The sequence below is a fragment of the Exiguobacterium sp. s181 genome, assembly GCF_018617125.1.
Classification (GTDB): Bacteria; Bacillota; Bacilli; order Exiguobacteriales; family Exiguobacteriaceae; genus Exiguobacterium; species Exiguobacterium profundum.
The window spans coordinates 738242-756722 of the sequence record NZ_JACSJM010000001.1; the positions used below are offsets into that span (position 1 = coordinate 738242).

Below are 18481 nucleotides of genomic sequence, written 5' to 3' on the forward strand. Positions count from 1 at the left end.
AAAAAAAACGAACCAGGTCGCATGACACGACTTGATTCGTCGATCGACAAGGTCGAGCGATGCGCTCGACTTTTTCGTTTAGAGAAGCTGGAACGATGACGTCGCTGAACCAGCCGTGTAGCCGCTAAGCGTCGCATCAGACTTCACTTGATACGTACCGCGTTGTGACCAAGAATTCGTCGAGAGTGTGAATGTGATGGCTCCTGATGAATTCGTCTTGCCTGTACCGACAAGCGTAGTTCCGTTCGGTTGTGTGACCGTCACACGAACATCGGCGTTTGCGACCGCTTGACCATTCGAATTACGTACGGACGAAAAAATCGAGACGACTTCACCCGCGTAGTACGATGACTTCGATGTCGAGACTGTCGTCGTGAGTGCTTGGACAGGTTGCGTCGTACCACCAGCAGTAGGGGCTTGGACAAGTCCGTTCCCGAACCATGTATCACGACCCGCTACACCGAGGTCGATGGAATCTTGTGACAATTTTGTACGGAGTTGTGTGCTCGATAGCGTAGGGAAGGCTTGCTTCATGAGCGCGAGGTTACCCGCCACATAAGGTGTCGCCATCGATGTTCCGCTCATTTGGCCGTAACCCCCATTTGAGAGGGTCGAGTTGATGCCGACACCAGGTGCTGCCACTTCGACAGTGCTTCCTGTCGCCGAGAACGAGGCGCGGTTGTTGTTGATATCGGTTGCAGCGACAGCGATTGCCGAACTGTAACGAGCCGGATAGTTGACGAGGTCACCCGACCCATCGGTACGACCGTTGTTACCCGCTGCCGCGACGACAAGGATGCCCGCGTTGTTGGCACGATCGACGACTTGTTGGAGCGTCGTCGATGGACTCGTCGTCCCGAGGCTCAAGTTGATGATATCCATATCATTTGTGATCGACCAGTCAATCCCGGCGATGATGCTCGATAAGCTACCACTTCCGTTCGCCTCAAGCGCTTTGACGGCGTAAATGCTTGCTTCGTGTGCAATCCCGACCGTTCCGATGCTGTTGTTCCGTGCACCGATGATCCCAGCAACATGAGTACCGTGACCGTTGTCATCGGTATACGAACTCGTGACCGTGCTGAATGAGGCACCGCCAGCGATTGTTAAATCAGGATGGGCCGAGATTCCTGTGTCAACGACGGATACTTTGACACCTTTCCCAGTGAATCCGCTTTGCCAAGATGAAGGAGCTTTTAGTTTGGGGATTCCCCAGTCTTGTGTTTGATTCTCAATCTGTACCGTTTGATCCACTTCCACATGTGCGACGTGTGGATTGTTTTTCAAGCCGTTCAATGCGGCTTTTGGTACTTCGAGTGCAGCGGCTGGAATGTTCGCGTACTGTTGGCGAACTTCCATGCCATCGATGGAAAGGGGGATTTTCTTTGCCGACTCCTTGAAGACGACGATGACGCGTTCTTTCTCTTTATTTGGGGCGGCATCCGCGCCCCCAGGTACGGTTGACAAGACGAGCAATGAGGCGAGGACGGAGCTACAGATTTTTTTCAACTTGTTTCCTCCTTTAAGGTATGTAGGCAAGATGACGGGATGTCCAACTGCCGTGACCATAGAGTAACAAGTTTTGCCAACGTGTAGAATACGCCAATGGCATTAAATATCTGAATATTTAGATAAGGATACAGGGGATTCAGATACAAGACTTTTGGCTCAATTGTAAGAGAAATGAATGGAAATTACAGATGAACAAATCAAAAAAAGCGAACCAGCCATGGAGGCTCGTTCGCAATATACTCATTTAATGACTTTATGTTTCCAAAGGATACCGGATTTTAATAGTCGGGCTACTTTCCCAGTGAGTGATTGTTTCCCCATAAACACCCCAAAGCCTGCCTTCTTCCCGAGGGAACCGAGTGTCCCTTTCAGTTTGATGTCGGGTAATTCTGGATAATTGACGCCTTTCCATTTGCAAAGCAAGACTTGGACAATCTGTTCGGCTTGGGCTTCGGCGAGTTGTCCGGACGGTGCGTACGGTAAGCTCGCATTGTCACCAACGACAAACACGTCCGGCAGTCCAGGAACGAAGTGATGTTCCGTCAATTTGACACGTCCGCCTCCATCGAGCTCCCAACCTTGGTTCCGTACAACAGCGACCGGTTGAATCCCGGCCGTCCATACGGTCAAATCAGATGGGAACAAGTCTTCGTGGTTCCATAGTCCGTCAGCATCGACACGTGTGATGTTGGCATTGTTAATGACTTCGACGCCGTGCTCCTCGAACCAAGATTGTACGTACATCGAAACACGATTAGATAAGAAAGACAGGACGGATGGTCCGCGGTCGAATAAACGGACCGTCAAATCAGGTCGGCTCTCACGAAGTTCGCTGGCGAGTTCGACACCGGACAGCCCGGCACCGACGACAGAAACGACCGACCCTGGTCGTAGACCATTGATTGCTTGTTGTGTCTTACGTGACTCTTCAAGTGTTTGAATACTGTACGTGAACTCGGCGGCCCCTTGGACATTGTGATATTTGTCTTCGCACCCTAATCCGATGACAAGGTCGTCGTAGGGCACTTTTTCTCCACTCGCGAGCAGGACCATTTTGTCTTCGGTGTCGATGTCCGTGACCTGTCCGTATATGTAATCGATTTCATCCGGAAAGTCGATTCGAATATCGCGGTCCGAGACCGTTCCTGCGGCCAGTGCGTAATACTCTGTTTTCAATCCATGATAAGGCAAGCGATCGACGAGCGTGACCGAGATGTCTTGTAACTGATGTCCAAGCACTCTTTCAATCACACGCATTCCCCCGTAACCGCCTCCTAAGACGACTAATTTGCGCATAATAATCCCCCTTTGTTACTCTTCAACTGTATCATGTTATAATCTGCCGTAGAAGAACCATTTTCCGATAATTCACGTAAAGAAAGACGGTGACATATATGATGAATCCAATCATCGAATTTTGTGCCTCGAATTTGGCGATGGGCTCACAAATTGCCCGGGCTAAATTAGAATCCGATCCGGACCTTGATGTGGTCGAATACGGCTGTACAGGCTATTGTGGTGTCTGTTCCCTCGATCTCTTTTGCCTCGTTGACGGGGAAGTCGTGACGGGTGAGACGCCAGAAGAGCTCGTGACGAAGGTGTATGAAAAAATCGAAGAGATGGCATGGTAAAAAGTTTGAGGGATGACCTCAAACTTTTTTATTTCCCCCGTTGCATTTTAAAAAGAGGGATGTTATATTCTAAGAGGTTCGAATGTAGGTTGTCTGACGTTTAACAACGATAAAAAGAAAGCGTTTCAAACGGTAGGGCACATCTCTTTTCGGGTATGACACATATAATTGGTTTGTTTAATATGAAAGGAGCACAACATCAATGAAAATCATGAGTGTGGTTGGTATTTTGGCACTAATTGCAATCGCTTACATCTTCTCTACCAACCGTAAAGCCATCAAATGGCGCACGGTCTTGGCAGCGTTCGCTGTTCAATTCGCATTTGCATTCCTCGTCTTATATACGGCATGGGGACGTAAGGCGCTTGAATGGATCTCAAATGGGGTTCAAGCTGTCTTGAACACAGCGGGTGACGGGATTGCCTTCGTATTCGGAACAGCAGTCGGTGGCGACAACTTCGTTTTCGCATTCCAAGTCCTTCCGATTATCATCTTCATGTCATCATTAATCGCATTGCTTTACTACCTCGGCGTCATGCAGTGGGTCATCCGTATCCTCGGTACTGCCCTTGCGAAAGCACTTGGTACGTCACGTAAAGAGTCACTTTCAGCAACAGCGAACATTTTCGTCGGTCAAACGGAAGCACCGCTTGTCATCAAGCCGTACCTTCCTACAATGACACAGTCTGAGCTCTTCGCAGTCATGGTCGGTGGACTCGCATCGGTTGCCGGATCTGTACTTGCAGGTTATGCAGCACTCGGTGTACCACTCGAATACTTGCTCGCAGCGAGCTTCATGGCAGCGCCAGCAGGTCTTTTATTCGCGAAAATCATCGTACCAGAAACAGAAGAGTACGATGACGACATCGAGATTGTAGAAGATGAAGAAGACAGAGCGGCGAACTTCGTCGATGCAGCGGCACGTGGTGCTTCTGACGGTCTCTTCCTTGCCTTGAACGTCGGTGCGATGCTTCTTGCATTCGTTTCATTGATTGCGCTCGTCAACTTGATCCTCGGTTCAGTTGGTGGACTCTTCGGATTTGATAGCTTGTCACTCGAATTGATTCTCGGTTACGTCTTCGCGCCACTTGCATTCGTGATTGGTGTACCATGGGCGGATGCTGTACAATTCGGTAGCTTCCTCGGTCAAAAACTAGTCTTGAACGAATTCGTTGCTTTCTCTGAGTTTGCTCCAATCATCGGTTCTGGTGATTTGTCAGCTCGTTCAGAAGCGATGATCGCATTCGCACTTTGTGGTTTCGCAAACATCTCGTCACTCGCGATCCTTCTCGGTGGTCTTGGTGGTATGGCGCCAAACCGTCGTGGTGACATCGCACGCATGGGTGTTCTCGCGATTCTTGCAGGTACGCTTGCAAACTTGATGTCAGCTACATTGGCTGGACTTCTTCTTTAATCGGTATAAGAAAACGCGATCACTTCGGTGGTTGCGTTTTTTAGTATGAGAAGGATGTATGTATGGTGATGTTTGGCCACTTGGCGGACCAGTTCTTTTGCTGCAACCGCTCCAGATAGATGGGATGCTTTGAAGAGTTCGAATCAAAGGGTGGTGTCGGTATAACGTGCATGTTGATCAAGTCGTGAATGCCGTGTGGGGCAGCGAGGATGAGGGAACCATCCGATTGAAGACGTACCCCGATCGCGGTGACGGTCTCAGGAAAATGTGCCAACGCATCGACCGATGAGGCATAGGGTGGAAGGTTGTTGACGTGATGCATTCTCGCTTGATTTTTGACAGACCAAGGTACATCGGGGATGAGGCGGAATAATCGCTCTTCGAGTTGTTTTTCGACTGCTTCCTCTGGTTGGTTTGGGTCGAAATAAATCACATCTACATCATCTGTTTTAGTCGATGTTTCGTATCCGTGAAGGTGGTCCCAGACTTTTGAACGAATATATCCCGCACAAATCCAACAATCCGGTAAATCGAGGTTGGCGACGGCGTGGAGAAGCTTTATGAGCTCGGCGTCTTGTTTTAGAAAATGAACCAAATCCTGTTCGTCTGTCATGATGAATACCCCTCCTTACAATATGGTTAAAAAAAGCACCTAGGCAACGCCTAGATGCTCGTATATCGATTATGCTTGAAGTTGTACGCGTTGACGTTCGATCCACGGCTTCAATTTCAAGAAGAGTGGGACGAAGAGCGCGCTGATCAAGATCGCTTTAATCAAGTTGAACGGTAAGATCCCGTAAAGGACAAGATCCGTTTTCACCGCCGGGTCGGCCATGTCTGCCATTCCGAAGAAGAAGGCGTAGGCTGGCAAGATGACGAGATAGTTTAAGATGGCGAGACTAAGAGCCATTGTGATTGTACCGGCAAGTAATCCAGAAGCGAGTGCTTTGTTTGACTTGCGCTTATGGTAGAACCAGGCAACTGGGTACATGAATGCGACACCTGCGAAGAAGTTTGCGACTTCCCCGACTGGAACACCGCCACCGTTAAAGACGTAGTACAAGACGTTTTTCAAACCGACGACCACGACTCCTGCGAGTGGGGAAAAGACGATTCCGGCAATGAGTGCAGGAATGTCACTAAAGTCCACTTTAAGGAATGGCGGTAAAAATGGGAGCGGGAAGTTGAATAGCATGAGTACGAACGAGATCGTCCCGAGCATCGCCAAAGTCACCATTGTTGTCAGTCGTTTGTTGCGCGTAGTTTTCATCAGAATCTCTCCTTTAGGTCGCTCCTCGATGAATGGCATCCGTCGCATATAAAAACCCGATTGCAATGAAGACAATCGGGAGAGTTTACGCGCATACGAAATAGATGTTTTCCGAGGTGGAAAAGTCCACGTCAAAGAAAACATCCGGATATCGGTCGGATGCCGCCATCTTCTCCCATCCAGACTATACTGTCGGCTTTCGAATCTCACGAAATCAGCAAGCAACGCCTTGCTCGCTCACGGGCTGAGAAGAATATATTCTTCAATACCGCCGGTCGGGAATTTCACCCTGCCCCGAAGATGGAACGATTTAATTTTTTTTGTTACAGTTTAGTTATACAAGATAATCCACAAGATGACAAGTCAATTGACTTGAATTGAAGATATATGAGGAGGAGTTCAGATGATTCATTTAACAGAGTCAGCCGCACTTCAAGTGCTAGAGATGATGAAACAGACGGAACGCCCGGATGCGCAATACTTGCGAGTGAAGGTACAAGGTGGCGGATGTACAGGACTTTCATACGGGATGGGCTTCGACGAGGACAAGACGGACAAAGACATTCAATTCGACCATCATGGTGTCCGCGTCATCGTTGCGGAAGTGGATCATGGGGTCGTTGATGGCCTCGAGATTGATTATAAGCAGTCGATGCTCGGTGGCGGTTTCACAATTAAAAACCCAAATGCGATTGCAACATGCGGTTGCGGTTCGAGTTTCCGGACAGCGACGAATGCAGGTACGCCAGGAGAATGCTAAAGAATAAGAACCGATCGCGATTGCGATCGGTTCTTATTCTTCTTCTGTCAAAATCAACCGAATGACTTTTGCAGTTACGTCGAGTTCGATGTGATGTTGCCAAGGCCGAAAGCCTGTGATTGTACATGTGTCATTCGTGATGCGGAATGAGCAGACACTCTCTTCCTCTTGGTCGAGGACAGAGTAACGACTGAAATCAGATAAGCTCTGATAGATCGCATACTGTGGTGGTAGTTCATACGTCCAACCTTTTTCTAACATGATTTGGTGCATATTCGAGCCCCCTAACAAGTCTTTACTTATTAGAATAGCAAGAATACGTGTAAAAGTGGTAGATTAGTCTGTTTCTTTGAAGGGAAAATGAGTAGGGACGTCATTACAAATGGGAGGATTCAGGGTCATGAGAAAAGTATTGATATTCGGAGGGTCACGCTATTTCGGAAAACGGCTCGCATTGCGACTTGCTGAAGCAGGGGACGATGTGACGATTGTGACGAGGGGGCAACTACAGGTACCGGAAGCTGAAGGGATTCGGTCTGTCAAAGGAGACCGGCAATCGGTCGCGACGATGAAAGACTTGGCCCGCGAACGGTACGACCTCGTCTATGACAACATTTGTTTTACTCCGTATCAGGCAAAAATCGCCTCGGATGCGTTCATGGACAAAGTCGGAAAATATGTGCTCACGTCGACGATGTCGGTCTACGCACCTGGTCCTGATTTAAAAGAGAGCGACTTCAATCCGCTCCATTACGAATATCATCTTGAATCCGAACATGACTACGGACAAGGGAAACGCGAGGCGGAATCATTCTTCTTCCATCGCGCCTCTTTCCCGGTGGCGACCGTACGATTACCGATCGTGTTAGGTCCGGATGACTATACAGACCGATTGAAGTTTTATGTAGATGCAATCCGGAACGAGGAACCGGTTGTCTTACATCATCCAGAGGCGAAGATGGGCTTCATCTCGAGCGCGGAAGCGGCCGCCTTCTTAGAATGGGTCGGACGTGCCAACGTGACTGGGCCGTTCAATGCGGCGAGCGATGGCCTCATCTCGATGGGGGCCTTGATGGAGCGGATCGGTCAACACGTTGGAAAACCCGTCCAGATCATAAAAGATGGAGACTCGTCACCGTATGATTCGGATGTCGACTATTATATGTCGATTGCTGAGGCGAAGAAGGCGGGGTTTGTGTTTACGCAACTCGATGACTGGATTGACCGGGTCATCGTTCAAACGATGAAAAGATAAAAAAACGCTTCTGTGGATGTGGTCCACAGAAGCGTTTTTGGTTATTTCCCAGCAAATACAGATGTCGAGTGTTGCGGATGACGAGCAGTCGGATCCACGAGCTGTTTCACTTGGTTGATGGCGATTGGGGCTTCACCGAAACCGGTCGCAATCAATTTTACTTTCCCTTCGTATGTGGCGATATCACCGCAAGCGAAGATGCCGGCAACGGTCGTTTCCATACGTGAATCGACACGGATTGTGTTTTTCTCGAATTCCATTCCCCAGTTCTTGATTGGACCGAGCGATGAAACGAATCCGTAGTTACAAATCAAATCATCGATTTCAACGATTTTTGATTCGCCATCCTTATCTGTCAATTCGACAGATTCAATGTGTGTCTCACCAGACAGTGACTCGATGTTATAAGGCGTGAGGACGTTAATCGTCGATGCCTTCATCTGTTCTACCGTATGTTCATGAGCACGGAAGCGGTCACGACGGTGAACGATGTGGACTTCTTTTGCGATTCCTTCAAGCATGAGTGCCCAGTCGACGGCTGAATCGCCACCGCCGGCAATCATGACACGGCGATCACGGAATTTCTCCATGTTGTCGACGAAGTAATGAAGGTTGGCGTAATCTTCGCAGCCATCAAGCCCGAGTGGACGAGCCGAGAAGGCACCGTTTCCGGCCGTGATAATGATGGCTTTCGTATGATATTCTTCTTTATTTGTTGTCAATACGAACGTGCCGTCCTCGAGACGTTCCACCGTTTCCACCGTTTCACCGAGACGGTAATCTTGTTCGAACTGGTCAGCTTGTGCTTTTAGTTGATCGATCAAGTCCTGTGCTTTTACTTTCGGGAAACCGGCAATATCATAAATATATTTTTCAGGATAGAGCGTTGACAACTGACCACCAAGTTGCGGTAAGCTTTCAATCAACGTCGTATCGAGTTGGCGCATGCCTGCATAAAATGCGGTGAACAGTCCGACCGGGCCGCCACCGATGATGATTACATCTTTCGTCGTCTTCATCGAATTCCTCCTCAAAGCGTATACATCTATTATAGAGAGTTTATTGAATTAAATCCATTCAGTACAAACATGCAACACTTTCAAAAAAAATTCAAGAAGATAAGCTTTTCCATTGAGAATTCAATTTAAAGAGCGTACAATGAAACAGAAGCAATTGTGAACAGATGTTGAACAAGGATAGGCTTTATTGTGAACGTCTATGTGAAGAAACACACAACATAGTTGTTCAAAAAACAAAACTTTAAACAAGGTGGAAATGAACATGAAACGACCTAACATTGTTATTCTTGGTGCGGGCTTCGGTGGACTCATCACAGCCGTCAACCTTCAAAAGACACTCGCTGCAGGTGATGCGAACATCACGCTCATCAACAAGCATGATTATCACTACCAAACGACATGGCTTCACGAACCAGCTGCTGGGACGATGAACCCAGACCAAGCGCGCATCTACATTAACGATATTGTGAACCCGTCACGTGTGAAACTTGTCAAAGGGATCGTCGATCGCGTCGATACTGCTGCCAAACAAGTCACGCTTGAAGATGGTTCTGTCGTCGAATACGACTATGTCGTCATCGGTCTCGGCGGTGTACCTGAAACGTTCGGTATCCCAGGCTTGAAAGAACATGCGATGACAATCAGCTCGTTGAACAGTGTTCGTAAAATCAAAGAGCACATCGAATATTCATTCACTCAATATAAAACAAACGGTTCTTCAGACAACTCGTTCGTGACGATCGTTGTCGGTGGTGCCGGATTTACAGGAATCGAATTCCTCGGTGAAATCGTCAACCGAATCCCTGAACTTTGCAAACAGTATGACGTTCCACGCGAAGCGGTTCGCATCGTCAACATTGAAGCGGCACCAACAGTTCTTCCTGGTTTCGACCCAGAACTCACGACATACGCACAGAAATGGTTGGAGCGTAACGGTGTCGAGATGAAACTCGGTAACGGAATCAAAGGTGTCGAGCCAGGTGTGGTGACATTCGGTCCACTTCAAGGTGACACGACAGAAACGATTCGTGCCAACACGATCATCTGGACAGGTGGCGTAAGTGGTAGCCCGATCATCGAAAAATCAGGATTTGAAGCGGTCCGTAACCGTGTCATGGTGGAAGCGGACAACCGTGCACCAGGTCACGACAACGTCTTCATCATCGGTGACTGCTCAGCGGTCATGGACCCTGCATCGAACCGTCCATACCCACCGACGGCACAAATCGCGACACAACAAGCGCACAACGTTGCGAAAAACATCGCGGCACTTATCAATGGCAAATCGACTTCGAAGTTCACTTACGAGAGCAAAGGAACAGTTGCTTCACTCGGTCATAACGATGGAATCGGAATCGTGATGGGCAAAAAGATCTTCGGTCGCAACGCTTCATTCATGAAGAAAGTCATTGACAACAAACACTTCATCGAATTGAAAAAATACGGACTCGTCCTTAAAAAAGGGAAGTTCTAATTTCATGATTGCATGGCTCGTTCTGTCTCAGAACGGGCTGTTTTTCTTTCGAAATTGTCATAGGAAGTTCTTTGACCTCGTTGGTCGAAATTTTGTATAATGAAGAGCGGACAAGGGGGGCAACACATGCATATTATCCAAGCAGTCATTGGAGCCGTTTTATATATGACGATTTTTTTCAGTATCGGCTTCATCTTGAATATGTTACTTAAAAAAACATGGACACTCGTGTTCATTTATCCAATTTTTGTCATCATGATGATTGATAATGTCAAACTTTCGAGTTACGTGACCGAGACATCGACCGCGCTTACGAGTGTCTATGAAGGACTCGTCGGGTTGCAACTTCTCGATTTATTCATGCTCGGCTTTGGATTGCTCGGTGCAATTCTAGCTGGTGTGACGATTCGTTTCTTACGAAAGAGCGGTTATTCAATGTTTTAATTGGCGACAGAAATGTTCGCCTTTTTTGTTTTGTCCCTACTTTTTTAGGGCATGAACCGATATACTAGATAGCGAAACGATTTTTAGTAAGGGATGCGATGCGAATGACATTACCGATGTATACGATCAAAAAAGTGTTGAATAATAGCGTTGTCATTTGTCAACATGATACGGATCCGGAAGTCATTCTACTCGGGAAGGGGATTGGCTTTGGCAAAAAACCAGGCGACCTCGTCGACCCGGCCAGCGTCCCGGAGAAAGTGTATCAACTGACAGATAAAGAAGAGCAATCTCAATATCAAGAACTCGTCAAACATGTCGACGAGGACTTCATTGCGTTCATGCAAGAGATTGTCTGCTTCATTGAGACGAGTACGGGCAAGAAAGTCGATGAGCACATCCATATCGGTTTGACGGATCACTTGTTCTTCACGATGAAGCGAATCGAACAAGGGATGGAAGTGACGAATCCGTTTTTACTTGAAACGGAATCGCTCTATCCAAACGAGTTTGCGCTCGCGGAACGGATCGTCGATATGTTTCATGAACGATTGAACGTTTTGCTCCCGGATGCGGAAACAGGGTTTATCGCCCTTCATATTCACTCGGCGACGACGTTCAAAAACGTCCTCGAGGTCAACCGTCATAATCAAATCATCGGGCAAATTGTTCAGACGATTGAGAGTCATTTGAACGTGAAAATGGACCGGACATCACTCGATTATAAGCGCTTACTTCGGCACTTAAGGTACGCCGTTGAGCGGGTCGCGACAGGTGAGACGGTCGAGGCACCACAAAAAATTGAAAAGGTGTTGCGCGACGAATATCCGCTATGCTATAGTACTGCTTGGGAGCTGATGGGCATCATGGAACGCGAATTAAAGCGTCCTGTCCCACGAGGTGAAGCGACATATTTGACGATGCATCTCCAGCGCCTAACAAGTAGATAAATGATACCACGTGTCTTACGTGTTACTGATTCGATCAGGCATGAGTAAGGAGTGGAACGTTATGTGATGTCTCCATTGGGAGAGGTCTACGTTCTATCCTTATTCATGCCTTTTCTGTTTTTATAAACGTGATTTATGAAAACGTTTAGATACGTCGGTTGTCTGACATCTACGCCGCTATCATATTGTTTATACGTACTTAAAAAAAGGAGGAAATGTTGATGTTTAAGCAGATCTTTGGTGTTCTTCAAAAAGTCGGTAAAGCACTTATGCTTCCTGTTGCGATCTTGCCGGCAGCCGGTCTTCTTCTTGCGTTCGGTAACGCAATGCAAAACCCACAACTTACATCACGCGCTGGTTGGTTAACGAACGAAGGCGTCGTGAAATTCGCTCAATTGATGGAGCAAGCAGGTGGAATCATCTTCTCGAACTTGGCGCTCTTGTTCGCAGTCGGTGTCGCCATCGGTTTAGCAGGTGACGGCGTAGCCGGACTTGCGGCAATCGTTGGATTCTTGATCATGAACAAAGTCATGGGTGTTTGGCTCGAACTCACACCTGAAGTATTGGCACAAGGTGACCCGGCTTACGCGAACGTACTCGGTATCCCAACGCTCCAAACAGGGGTATTCGGAGGGATCATCATGGGTCTCATCGCCGCATGGGCCTATAACAAGTACTTCAATATCGAATTGCCACAGTTCCTTGGTTTCTTCGCTGGTAAACGTTTCGTTCCAATCGTAACAGCAGTTGCAGCCGTCGTTGCTGGTTTCGTTTTACTATTAGTATGGCCACCAGTTCAGCACGGATTGAACTCATTCTCAAACTTCATGTTGAATGAAAACCGTACATTCGCAGCGTTCATCTTCGGTTTAATCGAACGTTCATTGATTCCATTCGGTCTTCACCACATCTTCTACTCACCGTTCTGGTTTGAATTCGGTTCATACACAGATGCAGCGGGTAATGTTGTACGTGGTGACCAAGCGATCTTCTTCGCACAAATTCGTGATGGTGCTGAATTGACAGCAGGTACGTTCATGACTGGTAAATTCCCGTTCATGATGTTCGGTCTTCCTGCAGCAGCACTCGCAATGTATCACGAAGCACGTCCTGAGCGTAAAGCGGTTGTCGGTGGTCTCTTGGCTTCTGCTGCCCTTACATCGTTCTTGACTGGTATCACAGAACCAATCGAGTTCTCATTCTTGTTCGTAGCACCACTTCTCTTCGCAGTACACGCGGTATTCGCAGGTCTTTCATTCATGACAATGCACATCTTGAACGTGAAAATCGGGATGACGTTCTCGGGTGGTTTGATCGACTTCTTGCTCTTCGGTGTTCTTCCAGGTCGTACGGCTTGGTGGCTCGTTATTCCAGTCGGTCTCGTGTTCGCGGTTATTTACTACTTCGGATTCCGCTTCGTTATCCGTAAGTTCAACCTTAAAACTCCAGGTCGTGAAGATGAGGTTGTTGAACAATCAACAGCTACTGGTTCGGAACTTGCACAAGATATCCTCGTAGGTCTTGGTGGCTCACAAAACATCAAACACCTCGATGCATGTATCACACGTCTTCGTGTCGAAGTTAAAGACAAAGCAAACGTAAACAAAGATGAGTTAAAACGACTTGGCGCTTCTGGTGTCCTTGAAGTTGGTAACAACATTCAAGCAATCTTCGGACCACGTTCGGACGCATTGAAATCAGAAATCCAAGCGGTCATCGCTTCAGGTAACGAAAAGAAAGTCAACTAATTGATGACCTAGACCAATCCTTCGGGGTTGGTCTTTTTCTTTTATATGAAACGGTTTCATCCAAACGTTAGAGGGAAAAAGTAAGTATTCTGACAAAGGAGGGAACCATGATGTGGAAGAAAGTGTTTGGCGTTTTACAACGGATCGGGAAAGCACTCATGCTTCCGGTTGCGATCTTACCGGCAGCCGGTCTTCTCTTGGCGTTTGGTACCGCATTCCAAAACCCGGACCTCGTTGAATTGCTCCCGTTTCTGGCGAATGACTCACTTGTCCTGATTTGGCAAGTCATGACAGATGCCGGGGACATCGTCTTCGCAAACTTAGGGTTACTGTTTGCCGTCGGGGTCGCGATCGGCCTGGCGAACGGGGACGGGGTTGCTGGTCTAGCAGCCATTGTCGGTTATTTGATCATGAACAAAGTCATTAGCACATGGAATGGGATTACCGCGGAAATCGCTCAAGGTGATCCGCAGTATGCCACCGTTCTCGGTATTCCGACACTCCAAATGGGGGTATTCGGGGGGATTATCGCAGGTCTTGTTGCAGCCTATGCGTACAACAAGTATTTCAACATCAAGTTGCCAGATTTCTTAGGGTTCTTTGCAGGGAAGCGGTTCGTCCCGATTGCGACGGCCGCATTCAGTTTGATTATCGGGATTGCGCTCGCATATATATGGCCACCGATTGGGAATGTGATCAACACGTTCTCAAGTACGGTCATCGAGGCAAACGTTGCCTTATCAGCATTCATCTTTGGATTAGTAGAACGTTCCTTGATTCCGTTCGGTCTTCACCATATTTGGTATTCTCCATTCTGGTTCCAATTCGGGGAGTATACGAACCAAGCAGGTGATCTCGTACAAGGTGACCAGCGGATCTTCTTCGCACAACTGCGTGACGGCGTGGAATTCACAGCCGGTACGTACATGACCGGGAAATTCCCGTTCATGATGTTCGGCTTACCAGCAGCCTGTCTCGCCATGTTCCACACGGTTCCGAAAGAACGGCGGAAAGACGTCGAGGGTCTCTATTTCTCGGCTGCCCTTACGTCATTCTTGACAGGGATCACAGAACCAGTCGAATTCTCATTCGTTTTCGTTGCACCACTTCTCTTCGGAATTCACGCCGTCTTTGCCGGTCTCTCCTTCATGACGATGCATTTACTGAACGTCAAGATTGGGATGACCTTCTCTGGTGGTCTCATTGACTATCTGCTCTTCGGGGTCCTGCCGAACCGGACGGCCTGGTGGCTCGTCATCCCGGTTGGTCTCGTCTTTGCGGTCATCTACTACTTTGGATTCCGGTTCGCTATTACGAAGTTTGACCTGAAAATTCCTGGACGTGACGTGCAGACTGGCACGAAAGGGGACAAAGCGGGGATTGGGGACGACTTGCCATATGAAGTGCTCGTCGGACTCGGTGGTCCTGAAAACATTAAACATTTAGATGCATGTATCACGCGACTTCGTGTCACCGTCAATGACGTGAAACAAGTTGACAAAGACCTTCTAAAAACGCTCGGTGCCGCTGGTGTCCTTGAAGTAGGAGACAATATCCAAGCCATCTTCGGACCAAAATCGGACACGCTCAAATCACAAATCGCGACCATCATCGAAGGTGGCGAATACAAACCGAAAGAAAAAGTAGAGAAGGCAGTCATTACACCGGAAGCGGCTGAACAAGCCGATCATCGCTTCTTGGCTCCGATGTCTGGTGTCCTGTTATCACTTGATGATGTGCCGGATCAAGTCTTCTCGGGTCGCATGATGGGAGAAGGGTTTGCGATTGAACCAAGTTCCGGACAGGTCGTTTCGCCGGTGACCGGTCAAATCACGACATTCTTCCCGACGAAACATGCGATTGGCATTTTGGCTGACGATGGACGTGAACTATTGATCCACGTCGGTCTCGATACGGTCAACCTGAAAGGGGAAGGATTCACAGCGAGAGTCGAAGAAGGCGCCCGGGTCGAAGCGGGAGACGTCCTTCTCGAAGTCGACCTCAGCGCGATTCGTGATAAAGTGCCGTCACTGATTACACCAATCATTTGGACGAACGGGGACGGAAAAGTCGTCGTCGTACCATTCGGTGAGACTGTCGTCGCGGGTGAAGCGCTCGACTTTAGAGCCGATGACAGAGGACCAGAATAAATGATTACGAGCCGCTCCTATCATGGGGCGGCTCGATTTGTGTAGTTACTTCAATGTGCCTTATTCCGGAAAAGGAGAATCCCCCTTATAGTGAAGGAGAATTCTCACGAAAGAAGGGGTACAAATGAAACAATCCATACAATTGAATCACGGTCAGAAAGCCATTCCTACTATTGGACTTGGCGTCTTCAAAGTTAAAGATGGGGATACAGTCATGGATGCCGTCGTCGAGGCGATTCGTCAAGGATACCGTCATATCGATACGGCAGCCGTTTATGAGAATGAAGAGGGGGTCGGTGACGGAATCCGAAAAGGAATGGAAATCGCAAATATTTCCCGGGGAAGATTTATTTATCACATCGAAACTATGGAACGCTGATCAAGGTTACGATGCTGCCATCTCCGCCTACGAGGCGTCACTCGTTCGTCTTGGATTGGAACAGTTAGATTTGTATTTGATTCATTGGCCGGTGGAAGACAAGATGGTCGAGAGTTGGCGTGCCCTCGAAACGTTGTATCGAGAGGGACGTGTCGGGGCAGTCGGGGTGAGTAACTTCCAAGTCCATCACCTCGAGACATTGGCTGCAAACAGTGACCTCGTTCCAGCCGTGAACCAAGTTGAACGGCATCCGTTGCTTCGTCAAACCGAGTTAGCATCGTATATGAGCGAGCACGGCATCGTACCGGTCGCTTGGGCACCGCTTATGCAGGGAGGGTTGTTCGAAGAGCAGACTTTAGTAGAGGTCGCAAAGGAAGTCGATCGTTCCGTCGCCCAGGTGTTGTTACGGTGGCATCTCCAAACGGGATGGGTGATTATTCCAAAATCCATCAAACCACATCGAATCGCAGAAAACTTCGATGTTCATGACTTTGAATTGACCAAAGATCAAATGGAACGAATCGACTCACTCGACCGATATCAACGTGTCGGTCCAGACCCAGATGATTTTGATTTCTAATGCAGTATATAAAAAAGTCCTTCTCTCGAGTGAGAGAAGGACTTTTGCCATTATTTCTTAATGTCGAACTTTTCGCTAAGGAAGTTCACGACTTCTTCAGCTGTGTCCATGTTGAGGACTTCGTTGACGATTGCTTCTGTTTCCGACTTCGTCAAGCGTTTCACGAGGCTACGCGCACGAAGGACGCTTGAAGCGGACATCGAGAATTCGTCGAGACCAAGACCGAGAAGGATTGGAATCGCGAGTTCTTCTCCAGCCATCTCTCCACACATGCCGACCCATTTGCCAGCTTTGTGTGCTTCAGTGATGACATTGTGGAGAAGGTTCAAGATGGCAGGGTTGAACGGTTGGTACAAGTAAGAAACTTTTTCGTTCATCCGGTCAGCCGCCATCGTGTATTGAATCAAGTCGTTCGTTCCGACTGAGAAGAAGTCGACTTCTTTTGCGAATTGTTTCGCCATGACAGCCGTTGATGGAATTTCAACCATCATTCCAGTCTCATATTGTCCGACTTCGATTCCTTCTTCTTTCAACTTCGCTTCTTCTTCGAGAAGAAGGGCTTTCGCCGCGCGGAACTCTTCGAGTGTCGCAATCATTGGGAACATGATGGCGAGGTTCCCGTGAGCTGAGGCGCGGAGAAGGGCACGAAGTTGTGTGCGGAACAAATCTGTTTCCTCAAGGCAAAGGCGGATGGCACGATAGCCGAGGAACGGGTTCATTTCTTTCGGGAGGTCAAGGTATGACAACTCTTTGTCGCCACCGATGTCGAGTGTACGGATGACGACTTGCTTGCCTTCCATGCCTTCAAGAACCGTTTTGTAAGCTGTGTATTGCTCTTCTTCAGTCGGGAACGTTTCAGAGTCCATATATAGGAACTCCGTACGATAGAGCCCGATTGCATCTGAACCGTTTTTCAAAACGCCTTCGAGGTCGTTCGGTGTCCCGATGTTCGCAGCAAGCTTCACTTTGTGACCGTCCGCTGTGATTGACTCTTCGTTGACGAGTTGCTTCAACTCTTCTTTGTACGCTTCAAAATCAGCACGTTTGCCTTCGTATTCTTTGACGAGATCTTCTGAAGGGTTGACGAAGACGTCACCTTCTGTTCCGTCGATGATGACGAGGTCACCGTTTTTGATTTCTTCAAGGGCCACTTTTGTTCCAACTACTGCCGGAATTTCAAGTGAGCGTGACATGATGGCAGAGTGAGACGTACGTCCGCCGATGTTCGTCGCGAATCCTTTGACGTATTTACGGTTAAGTTGTGCCGTGTCTGATGGTGTCAAATCTTCGGCAATGATGATGACTTCTTCTGAAATCGAAGCTGGAGTCACGAATGTCACTCCGAGAATGTGAGCCATGACACGTTTTGTGACGTCACGAACATCAGCTGCACGTTCGCGCATGTATTCGTTATCCATTGATTCGAAAATCATGATCATCGTTTGGGCGACTTCGTCAAGTGCCTTCGCTGCGTTCATGTTTTCGCTTTCAATTTTGTCGTTCACTTGCGATACGATTTCTGGGTCCTCAACGATTAAAAGGTGAGCTGAGAAAATCTCGGCTTTGTCTGGACCGAGCTCACGAAGTGTATGTTCGCGAATGGCTTCAAGCTCCGTTTTAGATTGTGCGATCGCATCTTGGAAGCGAGCCTTTTCTGCAGCGACATCTTCAATCTTGTGTGATGGGATATCGAATGAAGGTGTCTCCATGACGAATGCTTTTGCAACTGCAATTCCTGCAGATGCACCAATACCTTTAATGTGTGACATAAGCGTAGTCCCTCTTTTCAAAGAAATAGTGTACTTTCCTGCCTCGTTACTTCATACCCGAAAAGAAAAAAGAATTAACGAGAACGGAGAAAGTTAAAGTAGCAACGGTCTACGACTAGGGGAAGC

15 protein-coding genes, 2 pseudogenes and 1 riboswitch are annotated in these 18481 nt (G+C 48.0%); of the genes and pseudogenes, 10 read left to right on the plus strand and 7 right to left on the minus strand.

The features are described from left to right. Positions 1 to 78 precede the first annotated feature (78 nt). Together KNO70_RS03860 and KNO70_RS03865 are read right to left on the minus strand one after the other, a co-directional pair. On the minus strand, positions 79 to 1509 hold the full coding sequence (locus KNO70_RS03860) for a S8 family serine peptidase (RefSeq protein ID WP_078147254.1): 1431 nt from the start codon (positions 1507 to 1509) through the stop codon (positions 79 to 81). A gap of 243 nt (positions 1510 to 1752) precedes the next feature. Then, positions 1753 to 2808 carry an NAD(P)/FAD-dependent oxidoreductase gene (locus tag KNO70_RS03865; RefSeq protein ID WP_012726829.1) on the minus strand — a complete coding sequence of 352 codons (1056 nt, stop codon included), beginning with the start codon at positions 2806 to 2808 and terminating at the stop codon, positions 1753 to 1755. Positions 2809 to 2906: 98 nt separating this feature from the next. On the opposite strand from KNO70_RS03865, the gene KNO70_RS03870 reads away from it, so the two are divergent. Both KNO70_RS03870 and KNO70_RS03875 read left to right on the plus strand, forming a co-directional pair. Next, positions 2907 to 3143, plus strand: coding sequence for a YuzB family protein (locus KNO70_RS03870; RefSeq protein ID WP_012726828.1), 237 nt, complete (start codon positions 2907 to 2909; stop codon positions 3141 to 3143). Between the two features lie 202 nt (positions 3144 to 3345). Continuing rightward, entirely contained in the window at positions 3346 to 4557 is a 1212-nt protein-coding gene (locus KNO70_RS03875) for a NupC/NupG family nucleoside CNT transporter (protein WP_078147251.1), read from the plus strand. A gap of 40 nt (positions 4558 to 4597) precedes the next feature. On the opposite strand, the gene KNO70_RS03880 is transcribed toward KNO70_RS03875, so the two are convergent. Both KNO70_RS03880 and KNO70_RS03885 read right to left on the minus strand, forming a co-directional pair. Beyond that, positions 4598 to 5170 carry a nucleotidyltransferase family protein gene (locus KNO70_RS03880; protein WP_078147250.1) on the minus strand — a complete coding sequence of 191 codons (573 nt, stop codon included), beginning with the start codon at positions 5168 to 5170 and terminating at the stop codon, positions 4598 to 4600. Positions 5171 to 5239: 69 nt separating this feature from the next. Beyond that, positions 5240 to 5827: an ECF transporter S component gene (locus KNO70_RS03885; protein ID WP_012726825.1), complete on the minus strand. Its 588-nt coding sequence runs from the start codon at positions 5825 to 5827 to the stop codon at positions 5240 to 5242. A 163-nt stretch (positions 5828 to 5990) separates the two neighbouring features. Beyond that, positions 5991 to 6133: riboswitch (FMN riboswitch) on the minus strand. A gap of 97 nt (positions 6134 to 6230) precedes the next feature. Here KNO70_RS03885 and KNO70_RS03890 point away from each other — a divergent pair. Further along, the gene (locus KNO70_RS03890) at positions 6231 to 6587 is read left to right on the plus strand and encodes a HesB/IscA family protein (protein ID WP_078147249.1); all 357 of its coding nucleotides are present in this window, start codon (positions 6231 to 6233) and stop codon (positions 6585 to 6587) included. 33 nt (positions 6588 to 6620) lie between these two features. On the opposite strand, the gene KNO70_RS03895 is transcribed toward KNO70_RS03890, so the two are convergent. After that, on the minus strand, positions 6621 to 6860 hold the full coding sequence (locus KNO70_RS03895) for a hypothetical protein (RefSeq protein WP_047795133.1): 240 nt from the start codon (positions 6858 to 6860) through the stop codon (positions 6621 to 6623). Between the two features lie 127 nt (positions 6861 to 6987). Between KNO70_RS03895 and KNO70_RS03900 the strand changes: the two genes are divergently transcribed. Next, positions 6988 to 7842 carry an NAD-dependent epimerase/dehydratase family protein gene (locus tag KNO70_RS03900; RefSeq protein ID WP_047795134.1) on the plus strand — a complete coding sequence of 285 codons (855 nt, stop codon included), beginning with the start codon at positions 6988 to 6990 and terminating at the stop codon, positions 7840 to 7842. Positions 7843 to 7883: 41 nt separating this feature from the next. Here the strand turns inward: KNO70_RS03900 and KNO70_RS03905 are convergent, their stop codons facing one another. Beyond that, on the minus strand, positions 7884 to 8861 hold the full coding sequence (locus KNO70_RS03905; protein WP_012726821.1) for an NAD(P)/FAD-dependent oxidoreductase: 978 nt from the start codon (positions 8859 to 8861) through the stop codon (positions 7884 to 7886). A 262-nt stretch (positions 8862 to 9123) separates the two neighbouring features. Between KNO70_RS03905 and KNO70_RS03910 the strand changes: the two genes are divergently transcribed. From KNO70_RS03910 to KNO70_RS03935, 6 genes and pseudogenes are all read left to right on the plus strand, one after another. Further along, complete coding sequence (locus KNO70_RS03910) at positions 9124 to 10335, plus strand: NAD(P)/FAD-dependent oxidoreductase (protein WP_214811272.1); 1212 nt, start codon at positions 9124 to 9126, stop codon at positions 10333 to 10335. A gap of 126 nt (positions 10336 to 10461) precedes the next feature. After that, the gene (locus tag KNO70_RS03915; protein ID WP_047795135.1) at positions 10462 to 10779 is read left to right on the plus strand and encodes a YuiB family protein; all 318 of its coding nucleotides are present in this window, start codon (positions 10462 to 10464) and stop codon (positions 10777 to 10779) included. A gap of 104 nt (positions 10780 to 10883) precedes the next feature. Next, on the plus strand, positions 10884 to 11729 hold the full coding sequence (gene glcT, locus KNO70_RS03920) for a glucose PTS transporter transcription antiterminator GlcT (protein ID WP_078147246.1): 846 nt from the start codon (positions 10884 to 10886) through the stop codon (positions 11727 to 11729). 221 nt (positions 11730 to 11950) lie between these two features. Continuing rightward, positions 11951 to 13450, plus strand: a pseudogene (gene ptsG, locus KNO70_RS03925) (glucose-specific PTS transporter subunit IIBC); the annotation flags it as partial. 137 nt (positions 13451 to 13587) lie between these two features. After that, positions 13588 to 15627, plus strand: a complete 2040-nt coding sequence (ptsG, locus tag KNO70_RS03930; RefSeq protein ID WP_078147244.1) for a glucose-specific PTS transporter subunit IIBC — start codon at positions 13588 to 13590, stop codon at positions 15625 to 15627. A gap of 124 nt (positions 15628 to 15751) precedes the next feature. After that, positions 15752 to 16586, plus strand: a pseudogene (locus KNO70_RS03935) (aldo/keto reductase). Positions 16587 to 16636: 50 nt separating this feature from the next. Here the strand turns inward: KNO70_RS03935 and ptsP are convergent. Further along, entirely contained in the window at positions 16637 to 18355 is a 1719-nt protein-coding gene (gene ptsP / locus KNO70_RS03940) for a phosphoenolpyruvate--protein phosphotransferase (protein WP_078147242.1), read from the minus strand. Between the last annotated feature and the right edge of the window lie 126 nt (positions 18356 to 18481).